The sequence below is a fragment of the Afipia sp. GW821-FHT14H12 genome (genome assembly GCF_058803465.1).
Map to the genome: position 1 here is coordinate 1624851 of NZ_JBXAOZ010000001.1, position 26524 is coordinate 1651374.

Sequence of the window (26524 nt, forward strand, 5' to 3'; positions counted from 1 at the left end):
TTTGCAGCATCATTGCTCATTCAAGTAAGAATTTTCATCGCTTCTCGCCGGACTGCTCTTTGCGGATCAGTCCGGCTTTTGCGCGTTGGCGCTAGCCAAGGTTCAGCATCGTCAGTCCAAGATGTTTAGTTATTCAAGTCCTAGGAAAAAGAAGCCGTAAGCAACCGCCATAGCAAAAGCGACGGCAGCAACTACTCCGACCACGAGGAAGATCTTCTCAACCGGGTCAGGCTCGTTGTAGGGATGCTGCATATTGCTGCTCCCTCTGTTTCAGACGGCGGGAGCGCAACAGGCGGTCTTATCGCTGATAAAAGCCAGGGCCCGGCGGCGGCGCCACACCCTATACCGTCACGGCCAGCAATAAATATATCTTTCGAGGTACCGGAATGCTGCGCCGCACATACTAAAGCTTTCAATTGAAATCAGACTCGATTGTCGTCGAGTTGGGTGATTAGATCGGGGAACATTCAATCGGTGAGACGCTATGCCAATCAACCAGCGCCTTTGTCCGAAGTGCGGAAATCTCACCAAATTAATGCTGCCACCAGGCAGCGATGGTCCCCGCAGTTATTTGTGCCTCAACTGCGATCTAGGCGACCCCATGAAGCAGCCGAACGTGCAAGGATGGCTTCAGAGTGAACTCGCCCATAAGCGGTGAGCCGTCAAATTCGGGAAGTCCAGGATGATTTCCGCTGAAGGGCTGGGTGATGGATCTAGAATCCAGTATCGCCAGCCTCGAGCGTGGCCTCGGCATCGATAGTCCTCCCGACTTGCGCTTGTTCGCGCGGTGCCGATTGCTGAAGCCGCCCGCGTTATGTCGTGCACCAGCGTTACGAGTCAGAGTGCAATGTCTCGATGCCTTGCGAGGGCGTAGGAAAGCCAAACAGCGAGCACAAGGGAAACCCGCCGTCTCGCTGGGGGCGAGGCCCTCTACGACGGCCATGCCGTTCGGGATACCGACCCGCGCCACCGTCGTGGAAGGACGAAGCTTTCTCAGGTCATCTCACACGCGCGGTTAACGTCGGCGCCGATCTGGCGTGGTATTCGCGGGACCGGCTCGGGCTTGGCGGAATTCTACCTGCATAGGGGCGGTCGTCTGGTCCTGTCGCCGGCGCTGTGGCGGTTTCAGCCGAGCTGGGCGAGGGAAGGCCGCGTAGTGGATCGTGCACCACGGTCAGTCGAACGGCACCGTAGTCCATCTTACCCCCTCCTCATACAGAGGCTTGCAGATCGAGAAGAGCCTGCGCGCTTTTCTTATGCTTGATTCCGTTTATCTTGTGCAACCACGCGGATTTCCCACAGCGGTCCACCAAATTCGTCTCTGACTTCCAGCCGCCAATCCTGGCCGGGCCGCAACTTCCCATCGATGTCTTTGATCGTTTGTCCCGCAACTTTCGTTGCTTCGGCCCAAGCCGCGTGCTTATCCGGGAGTTCTTCGCCGCGCTCGTCGAAATGATGTTCAGAGCCGTGCAGAATGTTAAAAAAATATCGCGGCAACTTTCATCTCCATAATCATGGAGAAAAAATGCGTGACCGTTGCTGAAGTTCCAGAGACGCCTTTACTTACGCGTCTGATTTTGCAGCGCCTCGGCTAGCCTCTTATCAAAATCTGCTTTTCGTGCCGCAATAGGTCGATGGAATGTATTGTTTTCGGAGAGGATGCCTCGAATTACATTGTCTTCGATTTTATCGATGTTGCAGTCTTTGAACGTGCAACTCGTGAGAGCTGTTCCGTGCCTTCGTCCAGCAGCAAGATACAATCAACAAAGACGCAGTCATCAAACCGCGTGAAATTTAACTGCGATCGGAAGTCGAAGGTCCGCCCAAGATAGGCTTCTTGCCAGAAGACACGCTCCTCGCGCAGGCTGATAGTGCTCACAGTTACCTTCTTGGTTTATCGGGGTGAGGACGAATTATTCGCTTCAGCGTTTGCCGCTTTAAACGTTCGACTCACCGCCTGGCCACTGCGAATGGAAATGCCATGCCGCTGAGCCATCGATCGAACCCCGGAGGCAGTTCGATTCGGCGCCGCTGCTATTCGATAAATGGACCGTCCTTGCTCAGCATACAGACGGAAGGTACGCAAATCGTCTTCCGTTCTTCACAGCAACCCTCGTAGGTGCGATAGATTGCCGTATAACTATGACATAGTCGGCTAGTTCCGATGATGGCTGCGGCTACGGCTACGGCTTCGGCGCTGCCGAACTCAGCACTTTGGCTATCTCCGCGAGACTGTCAGAAGTGTTCGTATCGCCGCCAAGTACTCCAAGAAGATTTTTTTCTCGTTCCTCATCGAGGACAGCGTGAGCAGCAGCGATCCGCTCCATTTCGTTGGCAAGCTTCCGATATCTACCGGCAAGAGCAACGAAGATTTTACGCTTCCCTTCGTTCAGCGTCGTTTGACTAATAGTCTCGCATGCTTGAGCGTCGGCATGAAGTTTGTCGATAAAGAGCCGAATATCTTGCATTTCTACTCTCTTGCCTTCCTGTCTGCTCAGTCGGCTTAGCAGACGTTTAACGCATCAGTCGTATGGGAGAACATAATTTACTCCGAATAACAATTAAACCGTCTTGCTTCGCGCCGCGCAGAAATCCGAGCGAGACGTTCTGCTCCATTTCCTATTCCAGATATTTGTTTGCGCGGATGAGCGCGAATATTGCGCTACGAAGCTCCCTCCCGCAAGCTGCAATCTTCTGATCGAAGGCCGCGTCTAATCGATCCGCATTTAAGCTTCGTCGATCGCGGCGACAGATTCGTCCGGTGTCGCGCCGGAAAAGGGATTAGTCCGGGCTGTATCGCACGCCTTTCGCAGGGCGCCGGGATCGGTGTTATCCCGCATGTGTCCATTGTCAGGACATGCGCGGATGGCGTTACATTCCAGCAGCAGCCCGATGGCGAATTGTTCGATCGATTGAGCAGCGGCGTGTTGCTTTTCATTAGTCTGAAAGCTCTATCCAAACCGGCGCGTGGTCACTGGCGTTTTCCAATCCACGAATCCTGCGATCAACTCCGCCCTTGAGAAGACGGCGGCTTAGTTGCTCGCTGAGAAGCAGATGATCTAGTCTCAAGCCGTGATCCTGCTCGTAGCGATCGCGCCAGTAGGTCCAGAAAGTGTAGATTCGTTTGTCAGGGTTGGTGCTTCTGATCGAGTCGATCCATCCATTGCGGATTAGTTTGGCGAACGCCTCCCGCGACGCCGGCTGGACCAGCGCGTCTTTCTTCCACGATTTTGTCGGGTAAATATCGGCCTCGGTCGGTGCGACATTATAATCGCCCGCAAACACTACCGGAACGCCCTGGCGCTTCAACGCCGCCGCGTGACGAGCAAATCGTGCCATCCATGATAGTTTATAGTCGAATTTCGGCCCGGGCTGAGGATTGCCGTTCGGCATATAGATAGAGGCAATTAGGATGCCACTGACGGCGGCCTCGATATAGCGGGCTTGATGATCGTCGGGATCGCCGGGAAGCCTCCTTCGTGTGACGACCGGAGGCGCGTCCCTCGACAGAATGGCGACGCCGTTCCAGCTTTTTTGTCCTTCCCACACCGCACTGTAACCGGCCTCCGCCAAGGTGTCTTCGGGAAATGCGCTCGTTTCGCATTTCAACTCCTGCAGGCAGGCAATATCGGCTTTGGACCTTTTAAGCCAGGCCAGCAGGTTAGGCAGACGCTTATTGATGTTGTTGATGTTGAAGGTCGCGATTTTCAATCGACAGCCCAGGTCGGAGAGTGCCCGCCTTGCGACCGGCGTCCTCATAAACGGCGGCAATGGCTCGGCTCGCTAATGCAGCAGAGCGAAGAGTGTTCCGCAGGTTCGGAACCACCGCCGGTCAGGCGCGTTCAACGCAGGAATGGAGGGTGCGATGCTGGATGACGAACAGGTTGCTATTTTGCGGGCTATTGGTTCGTCAGTTGCCTTTGACGACGACAAAAAAGGCAAAGTCATCGATCTGGTTCTGGAGGGCTATGTTCAAAAGGATGGCGATTGTACGAACTGACTCCCAAAGGGATCATGATGATCGAAGAGCGCGGATACGTGACAGGAAACGAAGCAAATGCCTGAACAGCGCGAGAGTTCAGTAATCGAAGCGTCCGGTGCCAGCGACTATCTCGACAGTGTTACAAACCGTCACGCGAACTGGCGGGATGTTATCGTGGAGCTGACGCGGACTGCTCCATTCGTCATGCTGGGTGCCGCGTTCATTGCAGGCGCGATTTTCGCCCGGCGGAGATAGCAGTTTGTGCTGTTAATGGTAGCGAAGCCATGAGCCGCGCATTCGTCACTGAATCGGAGGCCGTTGAAGAGCTTCCCGACCGGCTTGTCTCGGAACATCCCAACTATGTCACAGCTGAAGGATTGGCACTTATTGACCGCGCCATAACCGGATTGCGGGCGAAACTCGCCAAAGCCCAGCTTGAGAGTGACCGCAATGCCTTGGCGTCGGTGTCGCGAGATTTGCGGTATTGGAACGCGAGGCGCGCCACGGCGGAAGTCATCCCATCGCCAACCGATTTCTCAGCCGTGAGGTTCGGCAGCGTCGTTTCAATCGAGCGGCATGATGGCCGCCGTTTAGCATACCGGATTATCGGGGAAGATGAGGCGGACCCGAATAAGGGCCTCTTGTCCCATGTGTCACCCCTGGCAAGGGCTCTTATGGGAAAGAAGGTCGGTGATGTCATACGAGTAGGCCGGGGAGAAGCCGAGATCGTCGCGATCGGGACGCAGACGGAATTGCACGACTGACGATAAAGATGGTCAGCAGAAAATCGAGGCGAGAATGATACTGAAGGATCAGATTGAAAACTTTCTCACCAAGGCCACCGAACACCGGCCGTCGTCGAAGGGACTTCAGCGGGCTATCGTGACACGGAAGCCAGTGACCAAACTGTTTGCCGACGATGGCATCGTCCCGAATAATCCCCGATGGCCATTGGTGATTTATCGCAAGGCCGTAAATCTGGCAGGTCGCGGTGATCCGGCTGCCGTGATCGATGCCTTGTTTGGGCATAACGGCTGGGGAAAGTCCTGGCGCGGTAGCATCTATGACTTCGTCCACTATCATTCGCAAACCCATGAAGTTCTCGGCGTTGCCCGTGGAGAAGCCCGCGTCGAGTTTGGCGGCATCAAGGGGCGCGTTATGGCGCTGAAGGTCGGGGATGTTGCAATCCTTCCGGCAGGCACCGGCCATCGTCTGATCGAAGCGAGCAAAAACTTCATTGTGGTCGGGGCTTATCCTTCCCAAGGTTCGTATGACGAATGCACCGACACGAGGGACCATCCGAAGGCTGTGAAGTCTATCGCCAAAGTCATGAAGCCTGACACTGATCCGGTTTACGGGAAGAAGGGAGCTTTGCTGTCGATCTGGAAAACGAAATCCAGAAGCGCGCGATAAAACATTCTGTCGGCAGCCTGGGTTGTGCTGCTCAGATAAAAATATCTCGGAAAGCGATATAATAACTTCCAAAGCGGGACTTATTCGTTCCGAAGCCTCCATCGAAAAGTCCCCGCAGCGGTTTGGCAAAACGGAACTAGTACCTCCGACACCGGTTCATCTGCCGCAGCCGGAGAAAAGAAATGCCAGGCGGTCCAAAAGCACATCCAAAAGGAGAGCCCTATAGCGGCCCCTCAGGCGGCTGGGGATCGGCGGCATCAGTCGCCAGAATTCTTGTTCAGGAACATGTCCCGGCCGAGGGCAGTTCAACCCTGGCCCATCAAAATCGTCCTGACGGGTATATGTGCGTCAGTTGCGCATGGGCCAAGCCGGGGAAGCCGCATCCGCTGGAATTTTGCGAGAACGGCGCAAAGGCGACGGCATGGGAAATCACCAACCGCCGGACCACCCCGGAATTCTTCGCCAAGCATACTCTTACCGAGCTTGAGGGGTGGGAAGATTATTATCTGGAGGAGCAGGGCCGGCTGACTCATCCGATGAAATGGGACAATGAAAGGGACATCTACGCTCCGATCTCCTGGGAGCAGGCGTTCTCCGAAATCGGCGGACACCTCCGCGCCGCCGATCCCAGACACACGGTGTTCTATACGTCGGGCCGCGCGTCGCTGGAAACGGCTTACATGTATCAGCTATTCGCGCGTATATACGGCACCAATAATCTGCCGGACTGCAGCAATATGTGCCACGAAAGCACGTCTGTCGGTTTGCCGGAAAGCATCGGCGCATCTGTCGGCACAGCGTCGTTGAGTGACTTCTAGAACTGCGATTGCATTTTTTACATCGCGCAGAATGTCGGGACGTCTTCGCCTCGCAAGCTGCACGATCTTCAAGACGCGGTGGACCGCGGCGTCAAGGTCGTGACGTTCAACTTTCTGCATGAGCGCGGACTCGAACGCTTCGTCAATCCGCAATCTCCGTCGCAGATGCTGACGGGCTCCGAAACGCAGATTTCATCGATATTCTATCAGGTTCGGAACGGCGGAGACATCGCGGCGCTGTACGGCGTCTGTAAGGCATTGATCGAGGCCGACGACCGTTACCATGCGAACTACGCCAAACATGTCGCCGGGGAGGACGACAAACCGGATCATCCGTCGGAAGCAGACGAGGTTGCTTTCGCTGCTTCGATGGCATCTGCCGATACCGAACATGTGCTGGATCACAGCTTCATTGCGGATGACACATCCGGTTTCGAGCAATTTGCCGACTCCGCACGCTCGCGCGATTGGGCCGAACTTGAGCGCCTTTCAGGCCTGAGCCAAAAGCAGATGGAGGAGGCAGCCGATATTTACGCAAGGGCCAAGAATGTTCTCTTCGTCTACGGGATGGGCATTACACAACACGTAATGGGCGTTCAGAACGTCCATATGCTGGCCAACCTGGCCTTGCTTCGCGGAAATGTAGGCAAGCCGGGCGGCAACATTTGTTCCGTGCGTGGTCATTCCAATGTGCAGGGGCAGCGCACCGTAGGCATTACCGAGAAGCCCGGACTGGTGCCGCTGGACAAGCTGGCGAAGCTATATCATTTCGAGCCGCCGCGCTGGACCGGCCATACCACGGTCGATGCATGCAAGGCGATGCTAAAGGGCGAACTCGATGTTTTTATCAGCCTAGGCGGCAATATCATAGGTGCCGTGCCGGAAACCGAGGCGCTTGAGGCCGCCTGGCGCCGGATGCCGGTGACCGTCAGCATCGCGACCAAGCTCAACCGGACATCCGTGCTCCACGGCAAACAGGCTTACCTGCTACCTTGTCTAGGGCGGATCGAGACGGATCAGCAGCGGAGCGGTCCGCAAGCGGTCTCGATGGAAAGCTCGGTAGGGCATTTCCACGGTTCGAAAGGCAGGGTGACGCCTGCGAGCAAAGAGCTTCTGTCGGAGCCTGCGATTGTCGCAGGACTGGCGAAGGCGACGCTGCAATCAGACCACCACGTTCCATGGGATGAGTGGGTCGACGATTACAGCCGCATTCGCGATGCGATCGAGGCGACCTATCCGGATACGTTCAAGAACTTCAACAAGCGGATGTTTCAGCCCGGCGGATTTCCGCGGCCGCTGCCGGCGAGGGAGCGGAAATGGGTCACGCCCAACGGCAAGGCCAATTTCCTCACGCCGGAACGGTTGTTTCCGGAACTCCAGATCAGCGGAGATCCGTCGGAAGTCCTGCACCTCACGACGTTGCGCTCCAACGACCAGTTCAATACCACCGTCTATGGATACAGCGACCGTTTCCAAGGCGTGGAAGGAACGCGAAAGGTGCTGCTCATGCACCCCAATGACATCGAACGCTTTGATTTGAAGGAGGGCGAAGCGGTCGATTTGACGACCGCAATCGACAACGGCGTTGTTCGCCAATTGAAGGGGTTTAAAGTGACCTCTTATGGCGTGATGGAAGGCAGCGTCGTCGCGTATTATCCGGAGGCCAATCGCCTGTTTCCGCTGGATCACCACGATCCGAAATAGAAGACGCCGGGTTACAAGCTTCTTCCTGTTCGCGTCTCGCGTTCGAACGTTCACTGATATCATTAGGAGTGAGAGTAACGGCGGAACATGCCAGGCTGGGACCGGTTTGTGACTGGGATCAGGAGGAAGACGAATGGCGAAGCGGATCGTCCTCAATGTCGAGAACGCCCCGTCGGTCGATATTGACCGCGTGGTTTCCGAAACGCCCAACCCTCGTCGGGCGTTCCCGTGAACAAGGCGGCAAAATCGCTGTCATCAGTGCTGACGAATCTCGGTGCTCTAAGCGCGAATCCCATCGCGTTCGCCACCGTCATTCTCTACGCAGGGCTATGGATCGTCTTCGACCGCGAAAGTCTGAACTGGCACGGTGGTGCCACGCTTGCGACTTGGATGATGACCTTGTTCATTCAAAGGTCGGAGCACCGCGATACGCAAGCCATCCATGCCAAGCTCGATGAATTATTGCGGGCAGATGAGCAAGCTGAAGAAGGATTGGCCAGGATCGATGAGGAGGAGCCGGAAGACATCGAAAAGCATCGCGAGCACAAAAAGTCTTAGTCCATGAACGGAAGCTTGACGATAGGGGCCTTGGGGCTCGCAGCAGCTGCGCTCACGTCCCTTTCGTACTTGCCGCAGGCCAGGAAAGCCCTTCCCAGAGGGGCCACAAAGGACCTTTCGCTTAAGACGCTGGGAGCCTTGTTGGTCGGCTTATGTCTATGGGCTGTCTATGGCATCCTGAGGTCTGACGTGGTGATCGTTATCGCCAATTCGGTCGGGGCAGTACTCGTTGCCATCGTCTTGGTGTGCAAGCTGCGGGACCTTTTGTATTGCCGACGTTGAGACGATGGCCGATCTGCAGAAAACGGACTGTTTTGTAGTCGGTGCAGGCCCCGCAGGCCTGACCGCGGCGGTTTATCTCGGGCGCTATCTAAGGTCGGTCCTAGTTGCCGATCATGGCCGCAGCCGGGCTCGTCTCATTCCTCGATCGCATAATTATCCCGCTTTTCCGCAAGGAGTGACGGGAGAAGAGCTTCTGCAGTTGCTGCGCGAACAGGCGTTGCGCTATGGCGCGGTGATACTTCCAGAGCGGATCGTCCGGCTTTCAGGGAGTGATGGCGAATTTCTCGCAGAATCCGCAGAACGGCAGGTGCTAGCCAAAAAGGTCATTCTCGCGACCGGCCTTGTCGATCGGTCAATCAAGATTCCCGGTATGAATGAGGCGGTCGCAGCCGGCATCGTGCGGTTTTGTCCGGTATGTGACGCCTATGAGGCAAAGGACGCGAATATCTGCGTGCTGGGATCAAACAAGGATGCGCTTCACAAGGCGCTTTTCATGCGGACATATTCAAGAACGGTCACTCTGGCCTTTCCTGAAGATAAATTGGTCGATGCCGAGATTTCAAAAAGCGCGCATCACGCTGGCGTCAATTTACTGGCCGGCGGCATAGAGCGAATCCGGCACGAGAAGCACTCAATCACGCTGTTCCTGAATAAGGGAAAGACGGCGTCTTTTGATGTGATTTATCCCGCTCTGGGCTGCGATGTCCGCTCCGATTTGGCGGCTGACCTCGGCGGGAAGCTCAACGAGGTGGGATGTCTCAAGGTCGATGAGCACCAGCAGACGTCAATGCCGTTGGCGATGTTGTCTCCGATCTGCATCAGCTTGCGGTTGGGGCAGGACATGCGGCGATCGCCGCCACGCACATCCACAAGCTTCTCGATCCCAACTTCCGTTAGGTTTGAGCTAGCTCGTGATAAGGCAAGCTATCGGCCAAGGTCTTCTTTATCGCACGCTTTCAAGCCGGCGGCTTAGCATTTCCAAGACAAATAGCCATCCATCTTTGATGAGCATCGATTTCGGCGACGCGCTGATTGGCTGTGTCATCCGTTGTTTCGAGGTCGGGTACTCCTAAAGGCTCAAGACCCGAGCGGGGCATTTTGTTCGCCCGGTTCGGAATTTCGTCGCCATCGGCCAACGCGAAGGGAAAAGAGCCAAGTGATTCCATTGTCTGATGAAACTTGGAGTACCGATATTTCGTTTTCCGTGGCCATTCGAGGAAAAAACAAATGTCAACGAAAAAGCCGCGGGATCGTCGCGAGGCTGCCAGGCGTAAGGAGGATGAGCCGCCTCCCGTCACCAATGGATTGCACGATCTCACATAACCAATCGTGCCGCGCACCGCATGAGAAAGAAAAAGGGAAGAGTCCTGATCGGCACCTCCGGTTGGCATTATGCCTCGTGGCGAGGGCCCTTCTTCCCATCCGAATTGATGGTCAAACATCAACTGCAGTTCTATGCCACTCAGTTCGAGACGACAGAGCTCAATGGCGTATTTTATCGAATGCCGTCGGAATCGACAGTTGAAAACTGGCGGGAGCAGACCGCGAAGGATTTTATCTTCGCTTGGAAGGCATCGAAATACATCACTCACTGGAAGCGGTTATCGGAGAAAAGCCCAAACAGCCTGAAGCTGATGGAGCAGCGGATCTCGCTGCTGGGCGCCAAGGCAGGGCCGGTCCTATTTCAACTGCCGCCGAATTTTTCCGCCAATCCCGACCGGTTGAAGCATTTCATCGGCATGCTTTCGCCTCGTTATCGCTACGTCTTTGAGTTCAGGCACCCGAGCTGGTATGCGGCTGAAATTTTCCGAATTCTCGCCCGACCAACGTTGCGCTCTGCATCTCGGATCATCATGACGCGCCGTCGCCATGGGAGCAGACGGCGGACTTCGTTTATCTTCGCGGCCATGGACCGGGCGGTCGGTACAGTGGACACTATTCCAGCGCGACATTGAAAAAATGGTCACAGACGATCGGCGGCTGGCGCAGCGCCGGTTCGGACGTTTTTGTGTATTTCGACAATGATCAAAAGAGCGCGGCGCCGCTGGATGCAGCGAAACTGCGTGCCATGCAGGCGGGCCTGTAAAATTCAGTCTGCTTAATCGTTATCGTTGACGCCGAGCGCAGTCTGATTGCCCGCTTCCCGGCCCGGCACGCTCACATGAACTTCGTGACCTTCACGGACGGCAAGGGACGCCGCCGCCACCGCGGACTCGAATGCGGCTTCCTTTGACGTATAGTCGCCCTCGGCTTCGCCGTCGTGAAGAATGGTCCAATTCCGCCCTTTCTCGATCACTGCGTAACTTGCCATGCCCATACGGCGTCTCCTCGATCTCGTGGTCTACGTCGCCTGCGATGATCCCAGGCATCGTTTACTATCGGTTGGAACAAGCGACGCCGTCGAATTGAGTTCCATCTCTCACAAAAGTAGCTGCATGTGATGGGAACGGGATGCGCTCCGCTTTGTCTTCTGACAAGAGAAGGAGAACTCCCATGGACGACAAATGGCCGGCCGCTAATAAGGTGGATGATTCCAAGCAAAGGCAGACCGAAGACGATCAGCAGCGAGCAGAACTCGGCCCCCGTGGTGTGCCGGGACGGCCGGATCCCGCCAGGATGACGCCCCAGCAAGAGAAAAATATGCCCGACCACGCAGCAGGTGGGCACACAGCTTGAGCGTAAAGCGTATGACCGAACAGAGTACGACAAGCCCGCGCTCCACTACGAATAAGGGCACCGATCGGCCGTGGGAGCAGCCCGGCCAGGCCGCCCAGAACCCTCATGCGAAGCTCACCGATTCAAAAACCCGGCAACGGGAGTATGAAGACAGGATCGGCGGGGCCGATCTTGCGCCGTATCAACAGACAAGTTCGACGCCGGCGTGATCTCTCGGTTGCGAGGCATCACACAGGAATGGCCCAGCTCTTGATCACCTCTTCGGCGGAGGCGAGCTCGATCTGAATGTCGAAGCGTCTGTTGTACAGATCAAGCAGCGCGTCATGGCTCTCATCCGAGGAACTGGCAAGCGCATCGCTCACCACGATGGTTCGATAGCCGTGATCGACCGCGACCAGGACGGTCGACAGCACGCAGACATCCGTTTCCGAACCGGAGACGATCAGCGTGGTGACGCGGCGATCCTGCAGCCACGCATGCAGGCGGCCATCCGCAAAAGCCGAATAAGTGGGCCGGTCGAATTGCGTGGCCGGAGGCACGAATGTCTGCAACTCCGGCACGAGATCGATCAGCGCCGGGTCGACGGCCTCTAGCGTCACATCACGCCACTTCTCGTAAGACGCCCGCCATGTTCCGAACGCATCGGAGGGAGATTTCGCGGGGATGAAGCGCGTAAAGACGGTGCGCCGGGGCTGGCGCGCGACAAGCGTCGTGACCACCGGGAGCACGCGCTCCAACCACGGCGTCATCCAGGGCCCGCCCGGCGCAAACAACCGCTGCATGTCGATGCACAGATGAACGCTCTGTCCGCCGATTGCGCCACGCAAGCTGCCCATCAGACGGATCCCCTTCGCTGTTTGCGCGGGACAGGCCAAGGTCGCGTCCACAGGCGGACTACGCGCTCGAGCACCACGCCTGTGGCAAAGCCGACGGCGACATCGGTGAGCCAATGCGCAAGCAAGACCACGCGCGTCGCCATCAGAGCGGATGCTGCGGTCCACGCGCTGTATCGAAAGCCACGCGGTAGCAGGGTCGCGAACGAAGCCAGCGCTCCCATGTGAATGGCGTGGCCGGAAGGAAATGCATCGTTCGGTTTGCCCGAATGGGGAATGCCGTGCCGATGTTGAGCGAAGGGCTCGCGGTCGGGCCGCTTCTGGTCGATCATGGTCTTGAGGATGTGGGGTAAAATCGATGCCGCAACGGTGGTCACAAGGCAGTGGGTGGCCACCTCTCGCGTCCTGTCGTCAGCGCGCCGGGAAGCCAGCCAGACAATCGCAGAAGCAGCCAGCAGCAGATGTTCGTCGGCGCCCCATGTGAGCGCCTCCGCTACCGTTTCAACGCGCGGGCCGGTTTCCTTGGAAATTGATTTTGCAACCCGCTTGTCGAATGCGGTGGGTTTGACTGTGACCAGGGCCATGCCGTCCTCTCTCCATCACAGGAACTCGGCACGTCACGGAAAGTTCTTAAGTTCTTCCCTCGCGATCGAGGAGCAGCTTTTGGAATTTGTCATTCGCTTTCTGGTAGGCGGTATTGTCGTGTCGGCCTTTGCGCTGCTGGGCGACCTGCTGCGGCCCAAGAGTTTTGCGGGGCTGTTCAGCGCGGCGCCGTCGGTGGCGCTGGTGACGCTGGGTTTGGCGTTTCACAATCAGGGCGTCGATTATGCCGCTGCGGAAGCGCGGACGATGGTCTTCGGCAGCATCGCGCTCGCGGCTTACGGCGTCCTCGTCTGTCATCTGCTGATGCGCAGACGATGGAGCGCGGGAACCGCCAGCAGCACGGCGCTGCTCGCATGGTTCGGCGTGGGCGCCGGGCTGCTGATGATCTTTGGAGCCTGAATGACGATCGTCCGGCTCAAATTCGCTAGTCTCAAGCAAAGCCAATGGTGCGAGCATGTCATCCGCTTCGTGCTCGGTGGCCTTGCGACGATGCTCGCAGGCGGCATCGCAAAACTGGCGGGACCTTCCTGGGGGGGATTGTTTCTGGCGTTTCCCGCGATCTTCTGTGCCAGTTCGACGCTGATCGAAAAACACGAACGGCGGCGCAAGAAAATGAAGCATCTAAAGGGCGCGCGCCGGGGACAGGAGGCTGCAGCGCTCGATGCTTTCGGAGCTGCCTTGGGAAGTGCCGGCATGGCGGCATTTGCATTCACCGTCTGGTTTGGACGGTTGCTACCGCCTGTTGCCGTGCTGGGATTGGCGATAGCGATGTGGGGCATTGTCTCCGTTGTGGCTTGGTATCTTGGGACAACGCCACGGCGAGCAGCCGGACAGTGATGGCCAATCCCGTCTCCAGGAAGACGAAATTTCAAGACTTCGCAGTAAGAAGCAGCCTTTTGGTTCTTCAACCCTGCTTCAAACTGTTAAGCGGCTTCGCCGGCACGCTGAGATTCAATCGGAGAACAGCTCTCCGCCAGTCATGCTCGATCTTGCTTGAGTCTATCTTTGAGCAACATACGTTAGTAGTCCCTCGGCAGGGCATGGAGCGAGGCCGGGTCACTGCGGACCTCCCGTACCGCCACCAACAGGCGTCAGGCGTAGAAGACGGCCCAGATTGCTGTCCTCAATGAGCCAGATAGATCCATCGGATGCGACGGCGACGTCGCGAATACGCGCACGCATGTTCCAGCGCTCAGCCTCGTCGGGCTGTCCGTCAGGTCCAAAGGTGACTCGAACAAGACAACGGGCGCGTAAGCCGCCGACCAGCGCGGAGCCGCGCCATTGCGGAAACATCGCGCCTTGATAGAAGGCGAGCCCTGCCGGTGCGATCACCGGCGTCCAGTAAATGGCAGGCGCTGCAAACTCGGGCCGAGTGGAATGGCGCGGGATCGGTGTCCCGTTGTAATTGGCACCATTAGAAGCGATGGGCCAGCCATAGTTGCGGCTTGGCTCGATCAGATTGAATTCGTCGCCACCCTGCGGTCCCATCTCGTGCAGCTACAGTCGGCCATCGGGCGCGAAGGCGAGGCCGTAGGGATTCCGATGGCCGGTGGTCCATGTCTGTCCGGGGGTACCGTGTTTTGAAGCATGCGGATCGTCGTCCCGAGTCGAGCCGTCGAGGTTAAGACGAAGCAACTTACATCGCGCCTGAGTAGGAACCTGCGCGCTGCTCGGCTCCATCCGGTCGCCCACCGTGAGAAATAGATGCGATCCTTGCGGGTCAAAGGCGATGACACCGCCGGGTTGACCGCCGCCTCCAGCGGGGTGCTTGCCGCCAAATCACGGTGCGATTTGTAAGCATAGCAGCACTCTCTGAGCTGGCCCATGATTCTGCTAGGCTCGAATTAATGGTCTTTCACGAAGGTGTGATTGCCCTTAAATTTGCTGTTCGGCATCAAAAACATCGTAATACGATACAATTACGATTGTTAGCGAAATTTTTGGAAGCAAGGAACTTGCGCGGTGCGTGCTCGTTAGAAAGGCACCTTGCGGGCCAAGCCACATGTTTCATCGACGTCAATTTCTTGCCAGTGCTGCGTACCTCATTGCGAGCTTTTCCGTGGCGCGTGCATCGCCGATCATGTTGCACCTGCCATGGTCGCCTAATGCCGGAAATCCTCCCGTCCCGTTTCAACCGGGCCCTTGGCATTATTTTACAGGCTCCGAGGGAAGGGCGGTTGAAGCGATCGCAGATCGCATTATTCCACCGGATAATGAGACTCTCGGCGGCAAGGACGCGGGCTGCGCGGTTTTTATCGACCGCCAGTTGGCAGGGCCTTACGGCCGCAGGGATGGCCATTATAACCGTCCGCCATTCATGGACGGTACCAAGCAGCAGGGAGAGCAGGGCGAGGCCGGCCCGGCACAACAATACAGGAAGGCGCTCGCCGCGCTTGATAAGCACTGTCAGGCGAAATTTTCTGGGAAAACATTCGCCGATCTCGATGACAAAAATAAGGACACGGTTTTGCAGGGGCTGGAAGCCGGAGAGATTTCGCTCGATGGAGCCGACGGCAAGTCGTTCTTCGCGCTTGTGCTGAAAAATGTTCAATCCGGATTTTTTGCCGATCCTCTCTATGGCGGCAATCGCGACATGGTGGCGTGGAAGATGATCGGTTTCCCCGGCGCCCGTTACAATTATCTGGACTGGATCGACCGTCACAACGAGCGCTTTCCCCTGCCGCCTGTCGGAGTGACCGGCCGCATCGACTGGACCCCGAAAGGTTGAGGCATGGCGCGTAAGCTTCCGCGAAAAGACGTGGTTATTATCGGTCTCGGCTGGACAGGCTCGATCCTCGCGAACGAGCTGACGGACGAGGGGCTTGACGTTATCGCCATTGAGCGCGGCCCCTGGCGCGATGCGCCGACCGAGTTTCCGCCCACCTATGCCCAAGACGAGCTGCGCTATCACATTCGGCACGAGCTCTTTCTGCGACCCGAGCAGAACACCTTCACGTTCCGCAACAAGATGGACCAGACGGCGCTTCCGATCCGGACGTGGGGTGCATTCATGCCTCCGAACGGCGTAGGCGGTGGCGGTATTCACTGGAACGCTGAGACATGGCGGTTTTTGCCGTCCGATTTCGTCTTGCGAACGCACCTCACCGAACGATATGGCGCGAGCTTCCTGCCAGACGACATGACGATTCAGGACTGGGGCGTGACGTATGACGAATTGGAGCCGCATTACGACCGCTTCGAGCACCTTTGTGGAACGTCAGGCACAGCCGGCAATCTGCGCGGCACCATTCAGGAGGGAGGCAACCCGTTTGAAGGCCCGCGCTCGCGGCCTTATCCAAATCCGCCGCAGAAGCAGGGTTTTGGGCACACGCTGTGGGCGAAAGCGGCGCGAGATCTGGGATACAAGCCGTTTCCTCAGCCGTCCGGCAACATGTCCCAGGCCTACACAAATCCGCTCGGACTGCATCTCGGGCCATGCACCTATTGCGGCTTCTGCGAATGGTTCGGCTGCGGAAACTATTCAAAGGCGAGTCCGCAAACCACAATTCTGCCGGTTCTGATCCGAAAGCCGAATTTTTCGGCGCGGGACAATTGCGAAGTCACGCATATCAATCTTGACCGCACCGGAAAACACGCCACGGGCGTCACCTTTGTCGATACCAGCAATGTGGAGTGGGAGCAGCCGGCTGATCTGGTGATCCTTGCTGCGTTTTCTGTCTTCAACGTTCAGATGCTTCTCAATTCGAATATTGGGCAGCCATACGATCCTGCTGCCAATTCCGGCGTCGTCGGTCGCAATTTCACGCATCAAGCGACGTCTGCCGTCAACGGATTTTTTGACAAGGAAAAGTTCAATTTCAATCCGTTTATCGCATCCGGCGCAATTGGCATGTGTATCGACGAATTCAATGGAGACAATTTCGATCACGGGCCGTTGGGCTTTGTGGGAGGGGGATATCTCGGACAGGTGCAAACCAATGGCCGCCCCATCACAACTACCCTTGTGCCGCCAGGCACACCGAAGTGGGGCGCTCAATGGAAGAAGGCGGTGGCAGACAATTATTTGAGCACGCTGGCCGGCGGCAGTATTCATTCAAGCTTTTACAGCTATCGCGATGTCTATCTTGATCGTGACCCAGTTTATAAGGATCGTTTCGGCCGTCCCATGATGCGAATGACGATCGATTTTCACGACAACGAGCTCAAGGCGGCAAATTTTCTCACGGACAAGTATGCCGAAATCGTCAAGGCCATGGGCGCGCGGCAGATCGAAAAGAAACCGCGCAAGGGGCCTTATGACATCACGACCTATCAGACGACGCACCTGAACGGCGGCGCCGTGATGGGCGCCGATCCGAAGACAAGCGTCGTGAACCGCTATTTGCAAAGCTGGGACGTTCCGAACGTTTTTGTCATGGGCGCGAGCGCCTTTCCGCAAAACGCCGGATACAACCCGACAGGAACCGTCTGCGCGCTGGCTTATTGGTCCGCCGCTGCGATTAGAAATCAGTATCTGAAAAACCCGAGGCCGCTAGTCGATGCGTAGCCGAGTTCAAACCGCTTTCTTTGTCGGCGCTATATGTGTCCTCGGTGGATGCTGCGGCTTCGTCATGCAGACGGCAAACGCGGCCAATGCGGACGGCCAAAGTTTCGGGGAAATTGAAAGAGGACGGTATCTGACCTCTGCCGCCGATTGTTTTGCTTGCCACACGGTCCCGAACAGCGACAAACCTTATGCAGGCGGGCGGCCGCTTGAGACGCCGTTTGGTTTTATCACCTCGCCCAATATCACACCCGATCAGGAAACGGGCATCGGTGCGTGGACCGATGACCAGTTCGTTGATGCGGTGCGCAAGGGAGTGCGTGCGGATGGCGCACACCTCTATCCCGCGATGCCATATACGTCTTATACGAAGATGCCGCGCAAGGACGTGCTGGCCATTCGCGCCTATCTCAACACCGTGAAGCCGATCCACAACCGTGTGGTATCCAACACGTTGCCATTTCCGTTCAACATCCGCGCCAGCATGGCGGCATGGAAGGCGCTCTACTTCAAACAAGGCGAATATAAGCTGGACCCCAACCAATCGGCTGAATGGAATCGCGGAGCTTACCTTGTTGAGGGACCGGCGCATTGCAGCGCCTGCCATACTCCGAGATCGTTTCTGGGCGGTGAGAAATCATCTCAGTATCTCCAGGGAGCGAAGCTGCAGGGATGGTTTGCCCCGGACATCACCAACACCGATCGAACAGGTCTTGGCAAATGGTCGGTTGATGATCTCATCGCCTATCTCAAGACGGGCCATAACCGCTTGTCCGCAGCGACGGGGCCAATGGCGGAAGAGGTGACCCATTCAACCTCCAAGCTTACCGACGATGACATCAAGGCTATCGCGGTCTACCTGAAGTCCGTTCCCAACAGGGATACGTCTTCTCAACCGCTTCCACCGACAGACCCGCAAATGGTGGCAGGCCAGGCGATTTATCGGGATGTCTGTTCGGCCTGCCATAGTCTCGATGGCAAGGGCGTTTCCCATCTTTTCCCGTCGCTCGTTGATTCCGCGGTCGCACAGTCGAACGATCCCACAACGGCGATCCGGATTATCCTTCGCGGTGCTCGGAGCGTGGCAACATCGGCGGAACCTACTTCGCCCGGAATGCCGTCCTTTGCATGGCAACTCAACAATGATCAAGTTGCCGCCGTCACGACTTATATCCGGAATGCCTGGGGAAATTCAGCTTCCAAAGTGTCGGCGGACACTGTCAAGGAGCGCAAAGCAGATTTGAAACATCGTCAGGATTAAAAGGTTGATTTGCAGCGTCATCACGATCGACGAAATGAGGGTCGCCGTTTCTCGTACCGGCTTGTCGAAGAAGAGATGAAGCAAATGCTTTAAGAAAAAGTCCCGCCATTGCTGGCGAGACTTTGAGTCATCAATGCATTCCGATCTGCTCGGTTAGATAGCGGCGAATGTTTCCAGTCAGCACTGTTGAACACTACACGGAGGGATTTCCCGGATGCTGAAGGAGCAAATGAAATAGAGCCTCACATACTTTGGAGTCTTGAAGAAAGAATTCCGTGGGAGGGCGCTGCGTACCCAAGTGTCTTTGAGCCTAAATCGAACACGCTGTTATTGATTTATTGTCGGGCAGGCAGAAGGACATATGAAAAGATAATGCGGACTTGATGATGGTTACTGACCAAACGCAGCACGGCGCATGTTCCAAAGCAGGCGGGGCGACGAAGCATCACTGGTTTTCGCGGCGCGTCAAAGCTGCAATTTGGGTGTTGGCCGGGGCAGGGGTCGGTGTGGGCTTCTGCGGCGCTTTGTTTATTTGGGCAGGGTTCTTCGATGTAGCCGCGACGAGCAAGCATTCCTGGCCGGCCACGCTGCTTTTGCACTACGCCATGGAGCGCTCCGTCGCGTTTCATGCGCCGAAACTCGATGCGCCTGATCTTGACGATCCGACATTGGTTGGTCGGGGCGCGAGACATTATGCAGGCGGCTGTGCGCCGTGTCATGGCGCGCCGGGCGAATTAGCCTCACCCATTGCTCAGCAGATGACGCCGACCCCTCCGGGGCTTTATTCGGCGGGGCGCGACTATACGTCGAGCCAGTTGTTCTGGATTATCAAGAACGGCATTAAGATGACGGCAATGCCAGCTTGGCCAGCACAGGAACGCAAGGACGAGATCTGGGCGATGGTCGCTTTCGTTAAGCACCTGCCCGACTTCAACACCGAATCTTTTGCCAAGATTAGCGGTTGGATCGGTGGGGCGGATTTCCTTTACGAGATGGTGCCTGTCGAGGCTGGCGGTGCTTTCAATCCAGTTCCGTGCGGGCGTTGTCACGGGGCCGACGGACGCGGGCGCAATGGCGCTTCTCCCAATATTTCAGGGCTGAGCGTGCCGCGTTTTGTGCAGGTCATGAAAGATTATCGCGATGGGGCCAAACCTAGCGGTTTCATGCAGCCGGTCGCGGCTTCCCTTTCGGACGAACAGATTGAGCAGGCAGCACGTTATTTCGCGTCTCTGCCGACGACGGGGGCAGTGCCATGAGAGAGGGGCTTTCCCTGCCGCTCGGCATGTTCGAACCTGCAGGAGCCGGAGCGCGCGCCATTCATCCCTTGCTCTGGGGGCTCGTCTGGCTCTCGATCATCGTCGTTGTCTTTATTGCCGTTGTGGTAGTGGCTGGCATTTTTGTACGGGGGCGAAGCACGTGGGAGCCTAACTTGGTCATCCCCTCCCGCGCGGGTCGTGGCTTGTGGTGGATCTATGGCGGCGTCGGCGTATCCACCATCATATTGATCGCCTTCGTTGGATGGACGGTCACGACAATGGCTAGACTGACGACGCCTCCCCGCGATCCTGCCCTGACCGTCGAGGTTTCGGCGCGGCAATGGTGGTGGGGTTTCCATTATGATGACCCTGATCCCGCCAAGGCTTTCAACACAGCCAACGAGATCCATATTCCTGTCGGAGAACCGGTTCGTTTCAACCTGAGTTCTCCAGATGTCATCCACAGCTTCTGGGTGCCGGCACTGGCTGGCAAGGTCGACGTCATTCCGGGCCGCAGCAATTCTCTGTGGCTGGAGGCCGACAAGCCCGGCATCTATAGAGGGCAGTGTTCTGAGTATTGCGGCCGTCAGCATGCCGAGATGGCATTTTACGTTATCGCTGAATCAAGACCCCAGTTCGATGCGTGGCGTGCGGCCCAGCAAGCTCCGGCACCCGAACCGGCAACGGCAGAACTCCATGATGGGCTTGCCCACTTCGTGAATCGTTGCGGCAAGTGTCATGTCGTTCGCGGCACAACAGCGAAGGGAGACAAAGGCCCTGACCTCACCCACATAATGAACCGCTCGAGGATTGCCGCCGGTATGCTGGACAACAATCTTGGCAATCTGTCGGGCTGGATTGCACATCCTCAGGGCCTCAAGCCCGGCGCACTGATGCCGGATATCGCGATGTCGGGCCCGGAGTTTCAGTCCATCCTTTCCTATGTTGAAACGCTGAAGTGAAGGGCGCGAGATGAGCGTCAGCGAATACGAACGTGTCCCTTTGATCCGCAGCCTTGCCGATGATCCGGACCTGCCGTCACGTCTCCACGCGCTCTGGGAGACCAGGCCTGGCTTCTACGGCTGGATCTCATCGGTCGATCACAAGTCGATCGGCATACGCTACCTGGTGACCTCTTTTGTCTTCCTTATTCTCGGGGGGCTCGAGGCCCTGTTAATGCGAGTCCAGCTGGCCCAACCGGGAGCGCGCGTGGTGACCGCGGAACAATTTAATCAGCTATTCTCGATGCATGGCATCACCATGATTTTTCTCTACGCGCTGCCGGTGCTATCGGGATTTTCCAACTTCCTATTTCCCCTTGTGCTGGGGGCCAGGGATATGGCGTTCCCTCGCCTCAATGCGTTCTCCTACTGGATCTATCTCGGTGCTGGCCTGTTTATGTATGCGAGCTTCCTCGTTGGGGCTGTCCCCGACGATGGCTGGTTCAACTACGCGCCGAACTCGCTGAAGGCTTTCAGTCCCGGTCCAAACATGGACTTTTACGCGCTGGGAATAATCTTCCTCGGCATCTCAACGACAGTTGGCGCGGCAAATTTTGTCGTCACTGTCCTCAGGATGCGGGCGCCCGGTATGTCCATCAATCGTCTGCCGATCCTTGTGTGGGGTACCACCACCGCTTCAGCGGGGATTCTTCTTTCGGTACCGGCAGTGAGCCTGGCATTCTTCATGTTGTGGCTTGATCGGCAGTTCGGTACCCATTTCTTCAATGCTCAGACGAATGGTTTGCCGCTGCTATGGCAGCACCTGTTCTGGTTGTTCGCTCATCCGTGGGTCTACATCATCGTGCTGCCCGCCATGGGGCTGGTATCGGACGCACTGCCAATCCTTTGCCGCCGACCGATTGTCGGCTACACGCTGGTGGTGCTTGCCACGGTGCTGACGATGGTGCTGGGCTTTGGCGTCTGGGTCCACCACATGTTTGCGACCGGCCTTCCGTTTGTCGCCTCCTCGTTTTTTTCGGGCGCCTCATTCATCATCACCATACCGAGCGCGGTTGCGACCTTTGCCTGGGTGGCGACGATCTGGACCGGGCGTCCAGTATTCACCATAGCTTTTCTTTACTTCGCCAGTTTCATCGTGATGTTCGTGATTGGCGGCGTATCAGGCGTGGTGACGGCGGCTGTGCCGGCGGACCTGCAAGTCACTGACACATATTTTGTGGTCGCCCACATCCACTACGTCCTGATCGGCATCAATCTGTTCGGCGTGCTCGGCGCCCTCTATTTCTGGTTCCCGAAAATGACCGGGCGCATGCTCGACGAGCGTCTGGGACGATGGAATTTCTGGGTCACGTTTATTGGCTTCAACGTGGCTTTCTTGCCTATGCATCTCATCGGTTTGATGGGCATGCCGCGGCGCATCTACACCTATCCGGCCGATATGGGGCTCGGGACCATCAACATGATCTCGACCGTAGGTTCGTTGCTGCTTGCAGTTGGAATCCTTATTCTCCTCGTCAACATTTGGATCAGCCTGCGCAAAGGAGTTATCGCGCCGGATAACCCATGGGATGCACCGACGCTCGAATGGTCGATATCATCACCGCCGCCGCCCTATAATTTTGCGCTGATTCCTGCCGTGGCGAGCCGCCATCCCCTGTGGGAAGACAGACTAGGGGAAGGGTCGGGCCGTTCCATGCTGAATCGAGGGTTTGTTCTGGATCACGGCAAGGAGGCGCTGGCGACCACGGTGCTCGACGCCGAGCCTGATGTCATCCTCAAGATGCCGGAAGATTCGCCATGGCCCTTCATCCTGACCTTCGCCGTGGGCGCAGTGTTTACCGCTATGTTGATTCAGTCCTGGTGGGCAATCGCCGTCGCGAGCACGGCGGCTGTCATCTGCCTGGGCTTCTGGCTCTGGCCGAGGCGACGGCTTCTACAGGTCGCAAGGGTTAGCCATGACAGATCTTAGCTTTCAGAATAGCGAAGAAGATATCGGGGTTGGTCTGTTGCCGGTCGGTAGCGCGGGCCGCAAGTCGTCGGGCTGGTTTGGCATGATGACGCTGATAGCGACCGAAGCTTCGCTCTTTGTCTATCTTCTGTTCAGCTATTATTATTTCGTCATCTGGAGCCACGGCGCGTTCCTGCCCAAGGAGCTCCCGAAGTTCGACCTTTCCGCCCCGGATACGATCGTCCTGCTGTTGAGCAGCGTCGTCGTTTGGTGGGGTGAGAAGGGCGCACGCATTGGCAGCCGGCGTCGATTGTCGCTCGGGTTGTTTGGCGGCATCGTGCTTGGTGCCGTCTTTGTGAGCGTGCAATTGGTCGAGTGGTCGAACAAGCCCTACCAGTTCAACTCCAGCCCGTACAGCTCGCTGTATTTCACCATCACTGGTTTCCATCTGGCCCATGTGGTTGTCGGAATATTGGTGCTGTTGATTCTGCTGGTCTGGTCGCAGCTTGGCTATTTCGACAGCGAGCGCCACGCCCCGGTCGCCATAGGTGCTGTCTATTGGCATTTCGTCGACGCAGTCTGGCTCGCCGTATTCTTCACCATCTATGTCACGCCTTATCTGGGATAGCCTGATGTCGAGCACCTCTCCAGCCACCGGCCTCGGTATTGGCCATCCAGCACCGCAACGGCATCAGGTTCGCCCTCTCTCGTTGCTATTTGCGCTGCTGGGAGCACCGATGGGATGGGCCATTCAACTCCTCTTCGGATTCGCTTCCACGAGCTATCTTTGTAACGGTCAAGCGAGGACCGCCGTTCCGGCCTGGCTGGCCCCCGCGGTGATAGGGTTGAACTTCGCCGCTCTCGCGACTGCAGCCGCAGCTCTAATGGTCGCGCTGGCCCTGAGGAGGCGCACCACGCATGAGCATCGTCAGCGTTCCGGCCGCATCCTGAACGCGAGCGAAGGACGTACACGGTTTCTTGCAACTTGGAGCGTGTTCACATCCATCGTCTTTTTCGTCGCCACATTGGCCAATTCCTTGTCACTATTCCTGGTCTCGTCATGCAAATTTTGATGCTTTTGCGGCTGATGCTTGGGCAGGTTCTTGTGGCTCTGGTGCTGATCGGTGGCATCATGAACTGTTCTGAATCTGAAGCGTCAGGTCTTGCCGGCGATCCCTACAGCATCGGCGATCCCTCACAGGGTCAGGCGGTGATACAGAAACTCGGCTGCGGCTCCTGCCACGATATTCCCGGGATCATTGGGGCACATGGCATGGTCGGCCCGCCGCTTACACGAATGGCAAGTCGCCAATACGTCGCCGGTGTTTTGCGTAACACACCCGAAAACATGGTGCATTGGCTACGCTTCCCTCAAAAAGTGGTTCCCGGCAACGCTATGCCCAATCTGGGCATATCAGATCGCGACGCGCGCAACATCGCAGCATATCTAGCGACGCTGAAATGAGAGAACCAGGCATGTCCTTGGTCACGATTTCCGCCAGTTGTGTCGCCCGGCGCGGAAACGCCAGCCTCCTTGCTGGCTTGCTTGTCTTAGCCACACTTTGGCTGGGACCGCTGCGGTCGCTCAGTCAGACAGCTTTTTCGCCGCACATGATGCTGCATCTAGGCATCGTCGTTGTTGCAGCGCCGCTCATTGGGTTCGGCCTTGCGATCCATGTTCCGCAGATGATTGATTTCGGCACTGCCTTGTCGCGGTGCCTGCTCGCCACCTTGTTCGAAACGGTGATCGTCTGGGGTTGGCACGTCCCTCTGCTCCACGATGCAGCGGCGCGCAGTACAAGCCTCTTTGTCCTGGAGCAGGCGTCATTTCTAGTTGCTGGCCTTGCTGTCTGGACCGCGGCGTTGTCGGCGCGAAGCCGCGAGACAGCGCCCGCAGCGGCAATCGCGTTGTTCCTTACTTTTACGCATATGACTATGTTTGGACTGATTCTGACGCTTGCCCCGATGTTGCTCTACGATCCGCATCTTTGTCGCGGGGCATTTGGGCTGGATCGGTTACAGGACCAGCATCTGGGAGGCGTGCTTATGGCGGTAGGAGGCGGCTTGCCGTATCTCGTCGGCACCGGTTGGACCTTATCCATCATTGTGACGAAAAAGCCAGATCATTCTGATGCGAGGAAATGAACCACAATATCGGCAATTTTACTCCGGGCGATATATCATCGACGGGCTGATTGAATCATTAATTCCGATGTCAAGACTCTGTGCGACCTGTGGAGCCGTCGCACCAATGGCAGGCCCCGCGCTATGCGACAAACGCTATAAGCGCATCTTGGAGGGGTCACGGAGTCTCCGGCAGCTCTCGTAAAATCTGAATATTTTGAAGCAGTTCGGTTGATCGTATTGACGGGAGCGGAAATCTCGCCGCACAAGGTGCCCGGCAATGTTATGCTGCATAGTCTGGAAGGATGCATATCGCTCAGCCTGACGGATTCGCAAATCACATTGAGCGCAGGCGAATGGGTTACCTCGCAGGCAACGAGATCCATTCGCTGAAGGGCATCAAGAATTCGTCCATCCTCCTAACGATCCTGCTCGGCACCCGATAATTTGCCCCAGAAGTGACGGTAGAATTGCTTACGACCCAGCGCTTCACCGGTGCGCAGCGCGATATTCTTCTGAAGTGCCCCGACCTCTGTTAAATCTTACGGTGCCGGTCTCTCGGGCGATGAGGCACCGGCCCGCAAACCTATTCCGCAGCCAACAAGAACTCAGGTCTCACTTGGGATGAACCCACATTCCGCGAATACATCAAGGATTCGAAAGCCAAGGTGCCCGGCACCAAGATGGTCTTTGCCGGATTGAAAGACGAGAAAAAGGTCGGCGATCTGACGGCCTTCCTTAAGCAATTCGACGCCAGCGGCAAGAAGAAGTAAGCCGCATTTCTCGGCTGATGGGTGCAATTTGATGGTGGCGTCTGCCGGCCGACGCCACCATCAATTGTTTCCGGCCTTCTGAACGCTCGTTGGTGATGGCGCCACGACGCTGTCACCCTCGGCGCCAGGAGTGAGGCAAGCCTTGGGAGATAGGCAAGCGCAAACAAGCTAAAAGTAAGCGATCTCTCGCTATGAGGGTTCACCGGGCCACATTTGTTGCATTACGCGATCTCTATAAACCAACAGATGTATGATCGCGGCACCGACATGAATACCGACCACGATGAGCATTGCCCATTCCGGGAACTGATGCAGCCCATCAATCCCATGTATAAGTGTTGGACTTTCCGAGGCTAGCATCGGCAACGGAATTGCGAAGTATAGATATTTGCCCATCCACGGGCTGAGCCGAAAAGCCAATTGCTCATCGTCGTTGCGAGGGCGAGCGCATAGAAGCAGCCAATGGACAAGCTCTGAAAGGTTGGGCTGCCACGCCGGTAGTCGTTTTGAGCGAGGGCGGCCTGCTCATTGTTGTCGAAGAGATTAAGTAACTCGCGGATGAAAGCCGAGAATCTAGCGCCGAAATCTGCACAGACCAACTCATTTTAAGCACAAATCCAATGCCCAACGCAGCGCCAGAAGCGCCGTGGCGCTATCGTCCGAGTAAGGGCGGAAATACATCAAAGAAGAACGCGGCGACCAGGATTATCGCTGCAGCGCCAACACCAATACCCAAAACAATGCCGAGGATGAGTTCGGCCGCCCCATCATCATCCGACATCAGGGAACCGTATCCCTGAAGGCGGCGAAGACAACTGCCAAAACGG

29 protein-coding genes and 4 pseudogenes are annotated in these 26524 nt (G+C 56.8%); 23 read left to right on the forward strand and 10 right to left on the reverse strand.

Translation table 11 applies throughout. The annotated features are described in order from the left end of the window. Positions 1-129 precede the first annotated feature (129 nt). From AC1RNA_RS07995 to xth, 4 genes are all read right to left on the reverse strand, one after another. Positions 130-252, reverse strand: a complete 123-nt coding sequence (locus AC1RNA_RS07995; RefSeq protein WP_283805007.1) for a hypothetical protein — start codon at positions 250-252, stop codon at positions 130-132. A 1002-nt stretch (positions 253-1254) separates the two neighbouring features. Then, complete coding sequence (locus tag AC1RNA_RS08000) at positions 1255-1497, reverse strand: DUF6894 family protein (RefSeq protein ID WP_492950724.1); 243 nt, start codon at positions 1495-1497, stop codon at positions 1255-1257. Positions 1498-2183: 686 nt separating this feature from the next. Further along, the gene (locus AC1RNA_RS08005; protein WP_492950725.1) at positions 2184-2468 is read right to left on the reverse strand and encodes a hypothetical protein; all 285 of its coding nucleotides are present in this window, start codon (positions 2466-2468) and stop codon (positions 2184-2186) included. Positions 2469-2937: 469 nt separating this feature from the next. Next, the gene (xth, locus tag AC1RNA_RS08010; RefSeq protein WP_492950726.1) at positions 2938-3711 is read right to left on the reverse strand and encodes an exodeoxyribonuclease III; all 774 of its coding nucleotides are present in this window, start codon (positions 3709-3711) and stop codon (positions 2938-2940) included. 154 nt (positions 3712-3865) lie between these two features. On the opposite strand from xth, the gene AC1RNA_RS08015 reads away from it, so the two are divergent. The 9 genes and pseudogenes from AC1RNA_RS08015 to AC1RNA_RS08055 all read left to right on the forward strand — a co-directional run bounded on the left by AC1RNA_RS08015 (position 3866) and on the right by AC1RNA_RS08055 (position 10843). Further along, complete coding sequence (locus tag AC1RNA_RS08015) at positions 3866-4000, forward strand: hypothetical protein (RefSeq protein WP_492950727.1); 135 nt, start codon at positions 3866-3868, stop codon at positions 3998-4000. A 57-nt stretch (positions 4001-4057) separates the two neighbouring features. Next, on the forward strand, positions 4058-4237 hold the full coding sequence (locus AC1RNA_RS08020; RefSeq protein ID WP_492950728.1) for a hypothetical protein: 180 nt from the start codon (positions 4058-4060) through the stop codon (positions 4235-4237). 29 nt (positions 4238-4266) lie between these two features. After that, positions 4267-4746 (forward strand): transcription elongation factor GreA, encoded by a 480-nt coding sequence (gene greA, locus AC1RNA_RS08025; protein WP_492950729.1) that lies wholly within the window; start codon positions 4267-4269, stop codon positions 4744-4746. Between the two features lie 34 nt (positions 4747-4780). After that, positions 4781-5395 (forward strand): cupin domain-containing protein, encoded by a 615-nt coding sequence (locus AC1RNA_RS08030; protein ID WP_492950730.1) that lies wholly within the window; start codon positions 4781-4783, stop codon positions 5393-5395. A gap of 182 nt (positions 5396-5577) precedes the next feature. Beyond that, positions 5578-7917, forward strand: a pseudogene (locus tag AC1RNA_RS08035) (FdhF/YdeP family oxidoreductase). Positions 7918-8145: 228 nt separating this feature from the next. Continuing rightward, a complete protein-coding gene (locus tag AC1RNA_RS08040; RefSeq protein ID WP_492950731.1) occupies positions 8146-8475 on the forward strand; it encodes a low affinity iron permease family protein in 330 nt (109 codons plus the stop codon). 3 nt (positions 8476-8478) lie between these two features. Continuing rightward, positions 8479-8757, forward strand: a complete 279-nt coding sequence (locus tag AC1RNA_RS08045) for a SemiSWEET family sugar transporter (RefSeq protein WP_048755599.1) — start codon at positions 8479-8481, stop codon at positions 8755-8757. Positions 8758-8761: 4 nt separating this feature from the next. Continuing rightward, positions 8762-9730, forward strand: coding sequence for an NAD(P)/FAD-dependent oxidoreductase (locus AC1RNA_RS08050; protein ID WP_492950732.1), 969 nt, complete (start codon positions 8762-8764; stop codon positions 9728-9730). Positions 9731-10100: 370 nt separating this feature from the next. Next, positions 10101-10843 (forward strand): annotated as a pseudogene (locus AC1RNA_RS08055) (DUF72 domain-containing protein). Between the two features lie 12 nt (positions 10844-10855). Here the strand turns inward: AC1RNA_RS08055 and AC1RNA_RS08060 are convergent. Further along, complete coding sequence (locus AC1RNA_RS08060; protein WP_048755602.1) at positions 10856-11074, reverse strand: hypothetical protein; 219 nt, start codon at positions 11072-11074, stop codon at positions 10856-10858. Positions 11075-11250: 176 nt separating this feature from the next. Here AC1RNA_RS08060 and AC1RNA_RS08065 point away from each other — a divergent pair, with 176 nt between their 5' ends. After that, positions 11251-11433: a hypothetical protein gene (locus tag AC1RNA_RS08065; RefSeq protein WP_492950733.1), complete on the forward strand. Its 183-nt coding sequence runs from the start codon at positions 11251-11253 to the stop codon at positions 11431-11433. 227 nt (positions 11434-11660) lie between these two features. On the opposite strand, the gene AC1RNA_RS08070 is transcribed toward AC1RNA_RS08065, so the two are convergent. Both AC1RNA_RS08070 and AC1RNA_RS08075 read right to left on the reverse strand, forming a co-directional pair. Beyond that, positions 11661-12269: a cysteine hydrolase family protein gene (locus tag AC1RNA_RS08070; RefSeq protein ID WP_492950734.1), complete on the reverse strand. Its 609-nt coding sequence runs from the start codon at positions 12267-12269 to the stop codon at positions 11661-11663. Next, positions 12269-12850, reverse strand: coding sequence for a phosphatase PAP2 family protein (locus AC1RNA_RS08075; protein WP_492950735.1), 582 nt, complete (start codon positions 12848-12850; stop codon positions 12269-12271). The genes AC1RNA_RS08070 and AC1RNA_RS08075 overlap by 1 nt, the downstream gene beginning before the upstream one ends. 79 nt (positions 12851-12929) lie before the next feature. Here AC1RNA_RS08075 and AC1RNA_RS08080 point away from each other — a divergent pair, with 79 nt between their 5' ends. Next, entirely contained in the window at positions 12930-13268 is a 339-nt protein-coding gene (locus tag AC1RNA_RS08080; protein ID WP_492950736.1) for a DUF3147 family protein, read from the forward strand. Continuing rightward, on the forward strand, positions 13269-13706 hold the full coding sequence (locus AC1RNA_RS08085) for a hypothetical protein (RefSeq protein ID WP_492950737.1): 438 nt from the start codon (positions 13269-13271) through the stop codon (positions 13704-13706). Positions 13707-13925: 219 nt separating this feature from the next. Here AC1RNA_RS08085 and AC1RNA_RS08090 read toward each other — a convergent pair. Continuing rightward, a pseudogene (locus tag AC1RNA_RS08090) lies at positions 13926-14673 on the reverse strand (PQQ-dependent sugar dehydrogenase); the annotation flags it as partial. A 276-nt stretch (positions 14674-14949) separates the two neighbouring features. Here AC1RNA_RS08090 and AC1RNA_RS08095 point away from each other — a divergent pair. The 11 genes and pseudogenes from AC1RNA_RS08095 to AC1RNA_RS08145 all read left to right on the forward strand — a co-directional run. Further along, positions 14950-15597 (forward strand): gluconate 2-dehydrogenase subunit 3 family protein, encoded by a 648-nt coding sequence (locus AC1RNA_RS08095; RefSeq protein ID WP_492951197.1) that lies wholly within the window; start codon positions 14950-14952, stop codon positions 15595-15597. Positions 15598-16260: 663 nt separating this feature from the next. Beyond that, on the forward strand, positions 16261-17376 hold the full coding sequence (locus AC1RNA_RS08100; protein WP_492950738.1) for a GMC family oxidoreductase: 1116 nt from the start codon (positions 16261-16263) through the stop codon (positions 17374-17376). Positions 17377-17440: 64 nt separating this feature from the next. Beyond that, positions 17441-18634 carry a c-type cytochrome gene (locus tag AC1RNA_RS08105; RefSeq protein ID WP_492950739.1) on the forward strand — a complete coding sequence of 398 codons (1194 nt, stop codon included), beginning with the start codon at positions 17441-17443 and terminating at the stop codon, positions 18632-18634. Between the two features lie 383 nt (positions 18635-19017). Further along, on the forward strand, positions 19018-19890 hold the full coding sequence (locus AC1RNA_RS08110) for a c-type cytochrome (RefSeq protein WP_492950740.1): 873 nt from the start codon (positions 19018-19020) through the stop codon (positions 19888-19890). Beyond that, positions 19887-20852, forward strand: coding sequence for a cytochrome c oxidase subunit II (coxB, locus tag AC1RNA_RS08115; protein WP_492950741.1), 966 nt, complete (start codon positions 19887-19889; stop codon positions 20850-20852). Before AC1RNA_RS08110 ends, coxB begins: the two co-directional genes overlap by 4 nt. A 10-nt stretch (positions 20853-20862) precedes the next feature. Further along, positions 20863-22821: a cytochrome c oxidase subunit I gene (ctaD, locus tag AC1RNA_RS08120; RefSeq protein WP_492950742.1), complete on the forward strand. Its 1959-nt coding sequence runs from the start codon at positions 20863-20865 to the stop codon at positions 22819-22821. Continuing rightward, positions 22808-23428 carry a cytochrome c oxidase subunit 3 gene (locus AC1RNA_RS08125; RefSeq protein WP_492950743.1) on the forward strand — a complete coding sequence of 207 codons (621 nt, stop codon included), beginning with the start codon at positions 22808-22810 and terminating at the stop codon, positions 23426-23428. The genes ctaD and AC1RNA_RS08125 overlap by 14 nt, the downstream gene beginning before the upstream one ends. A 4-nt stretch (positions 23429-23432) precedes the next feature. Beyond that, positions 23433-23873, forward strand: coding sequence for a hypothetical protein (locus AC1RNA_RS08130; RefSeq protein ID WP_492950744.1), 441 nt, complete (start codon positions 23433-23435; stop codon positions 23871-23873). Next, positions 23861-24265 carry a c-type cytochrome gene (locus tag AC1RNA_RS08135; protein WP_492950745.1) on the forward strand — a complete coding sequence of 135 codons (405 nt, stop codon included), beginning with the start codon at positions 23861-23863 and terminating at the stop codon, positions 24263-24265. The genes AC1RNA_RS08130 and AC1RNA_RS08135 overlap by 13 nt, the downstream gene beginning before the upstream one ends. Before the next feature lie 11 nt (positions 24266-24276). Beyond that, on the forward strand, positions 24277-24945 hold the full coding sequence (locus AC1RNA_RS08140; protein WP_492950746.1) for a cytochrome c oxidase assembly protein: 669 nt from the start codon (positions 24277-24279) through the stop codon (positions 24943-24945). A gap of 566 nt (positions 24946-25511) precedes the next feature. Next, positions 25512-25697 (forward strand): annotated as a pseudogene (locus AC1RNA_RS08145) (c-type cytochrome); the annotation flags it as partial. Positions 25698-25886: 189 nt separating this feature from the next. Here the strand turns inward: AC1RNA_RS08145 and AC1RNA_RS08150 are convergent. Beyond that, positions 25887-26093, reverse strand: coding sequence for a cytochrome b/b6 domain-containing protein (locus tag AC1RNA_RS08150; RefSeq protein WP_492951198.1), 207 nt, complete (start codon positions 26091-26093; stop codon positions 25887-25889). 256 nt (positions 26094-26349) lie between these two features. After that, positions 26350-26478, reverse strand: coding sequence for a hypothetical protein (locus AC1RNA_RS08155; protein ID WP_492950747.1), 129 nt, complete (start codon positions 26476-26478; stop codon positions 26350-26352). Positions 26479-26524 lie beyond the last annotated feature (46 nt).

What these genes read in the sequence shown, in the direction of transcription:
- AC1RNA_RS08050 (WP_492950732.1), top strand. Translation starts at nt 8,762, where the DNA reads ATGGCCGATCTGCAGAAAACGGACTGTTTTGTAGTCGGTGCAGGCCCC.
- AC1RNA_RS08135 (WP_492950745.1), top strand. Translation starts at nt 23,861, where the DNA reads ATGCAAATTTTGATGCTTTTGCGGCTGATGCTTGGGCAGGTTCTTGTG.
- AC1RNA_RS08030 (WP_492950730.1), top strand. Translation starts at nt 4,781, where the DNA reads ATGATACTGAAGGATCAGATTGAAAACTTTCTCACCAAGGCCACCGAA.
- AC1RNA_RS08020 (WP_492950728.1), top strand. Translation starts at nt 4,058, where the DNA reads ATGCCTGAACAGCGCGAGAGTTCAGTAATCGAAGCGTCCGGTGCCAGC.
- AC1RNA_RS08110 (WP_492950740.1), top strand. Translation starts at nt 19,018, where the DNA reads ATGATGGTTACTGACCAAACGCAGCACGGCGCATGTTCCAAAGCAGGC.
- AC1RNA_RS08085 (WP_492950737.1), top strand. Translation starts at nt 13,269, where the DNA reads ATGACGATCGTCCGGCTCAAATTCGCTAGTCTCAAGCAAAGCCAATGG.
- coxB (WP_492950741.1), top strand. Translation starts at nt 19,887, where the DNA reads ATGAGAGAGGGGCTTTCCCTGCCGCTCGGCATGTTCGAACCTGCAGGA.
- greA (WP_492950729.1), top strand. Translation starts at nt 4,267, where the DNA reads ATGAGCCGCGCATTCGTCACTGAATCGGAGGCCGTTGAAGAGCTTCCC.
- AC1RNA_RS08015 (WP_492950727.1), top strand. Translation starts at nt 3,866, where the DNA reads ATGCTGGATGACGAACAGGTTGCTATTTTGCGGGCTATTGGTTCGTCA.
- AC1RNA_RS07995 (WP_283805007.1), bottom strand. Translation starts at nt 252, where the DNA reads ATGCAGCATCCCTACAACGAGCCTGACCCGGTTGAGAAGATCTTCCTC.
- AC1RNA_RS08140 (WP_492950746.1), top strand. Translation starts at nt 24,277, where the DNA reads ATGTCCTTGGTCACGATTTCCGCCAGTTGTGTCGCCCGGCGCGGAAAC.
- AC1RNA_RS08125 (WP_492950743.1), top strand. Translation starts at nt 22,808, where the DNA reads ATGACAGATCTTAGCTTTCAGAATAGCGAAGAAGATATCGGGGTTGGT.
- AC1RNA_RS08100 (WP_492950738.1), top strand. Translation starts at nt 16,261, where the DNA reads ATGTCCCAGGCCTACACAAATCCGCTCGGACTGCATCTCGGGCCATGC.
- AC1RNA_RS08130 (WP_492950744.1), top strand. Translation starts at nt 23,433, where the DNA reads ATGTCGAGCACCTCTCCAGCCACCGGCCTCGGTATTGGCCATCCAGCA.
- AC1RNA_RS08105 (WP_492950739.1), top strand. Translation starts at nt 17,441, where the DNA reads ATGCAGACGGCAAACGCGGCCAATGCGGACGGCCAAAGTTTCGGGGAA.
- AC1RNA_RS08070 (WP_492950734.1), bottom strand. Translation starts at nt 12,269, where the DNA reads ATGGGCAGCTTGCGTGGCGCAATCGGCGGACAGAGCGTTCATCTGTGC.
- ctaD (WP_492950742.1), top strand. Translation starts at nt 20,863, where the DNA reads ATGAGCGTCAGCGAATACGAACGTGTCCCTTTGATCCGCAGCCTTGCC.
- AC1RNA_RS08075 (WP_492950735.1), bottom strand. Translation starts at nt 12,850, where the DNA reads ATGGCCCTGGTCACAGTCAAACCCACCGCATTCGACAAGCGGGTTGCA.
- AC1RNA_RS08045 (WP_048755599.1), top strand. Translation starts at nt 8,479, where the DNA reads ATGAACGGAAGCTTGACGATAGGGGCCTTGGGGCTCGCAGCAGCTGCG.
- AC1RNA_RS08155 (WP_492950747.1), bottom strand. Translation starts at nt 26,478, where the DNA reads ATGTCGGATGATGATGGGGCGGCCGAACTCATCCTCGGCATTGTTTTG.
- AC1RNA_RS08150 (WP_492951198.1), bottom strand. Translation starts at nt 26,093, where the DNA reads ATGGGCAAATATCTATACTTCGCAATTCCGTTGCCGATGCTAGCCTCG.
- AC1RNA_RS08060 (WP_048755602.1), bottom strand. Translation starts at nt 11,074, where the DNA reads ATGGGCATGGCAAGTTACGCAGTGATCGAGAAAGGGCGGAATTGGACC.
- AC1RNA_RS08005 (WP_492950725.1), bottom strand. Translation starts at nt 2,468, where the DNA reads ATGCAAGATATTCGGCTCTTTATCGACAAACTTCATGCCGACGCTCAA.
- AC1RNA_RS08065 (WP_492950733.1), top strand. Translation starts at nt 11,251, where the DNA reads ATGGACGACAAATGGCCGGCCGCTAATAAGGTGGATGATTCCAAGCAA.
- AC1RNA_RS08095 (WP_492951197.1), top strand. Translation starts at nt 14,950, where the DNA reads ATGTTGCACCTGCCATGGTCGCCTAATGCCGGAAATCCTCCCGTCCCG.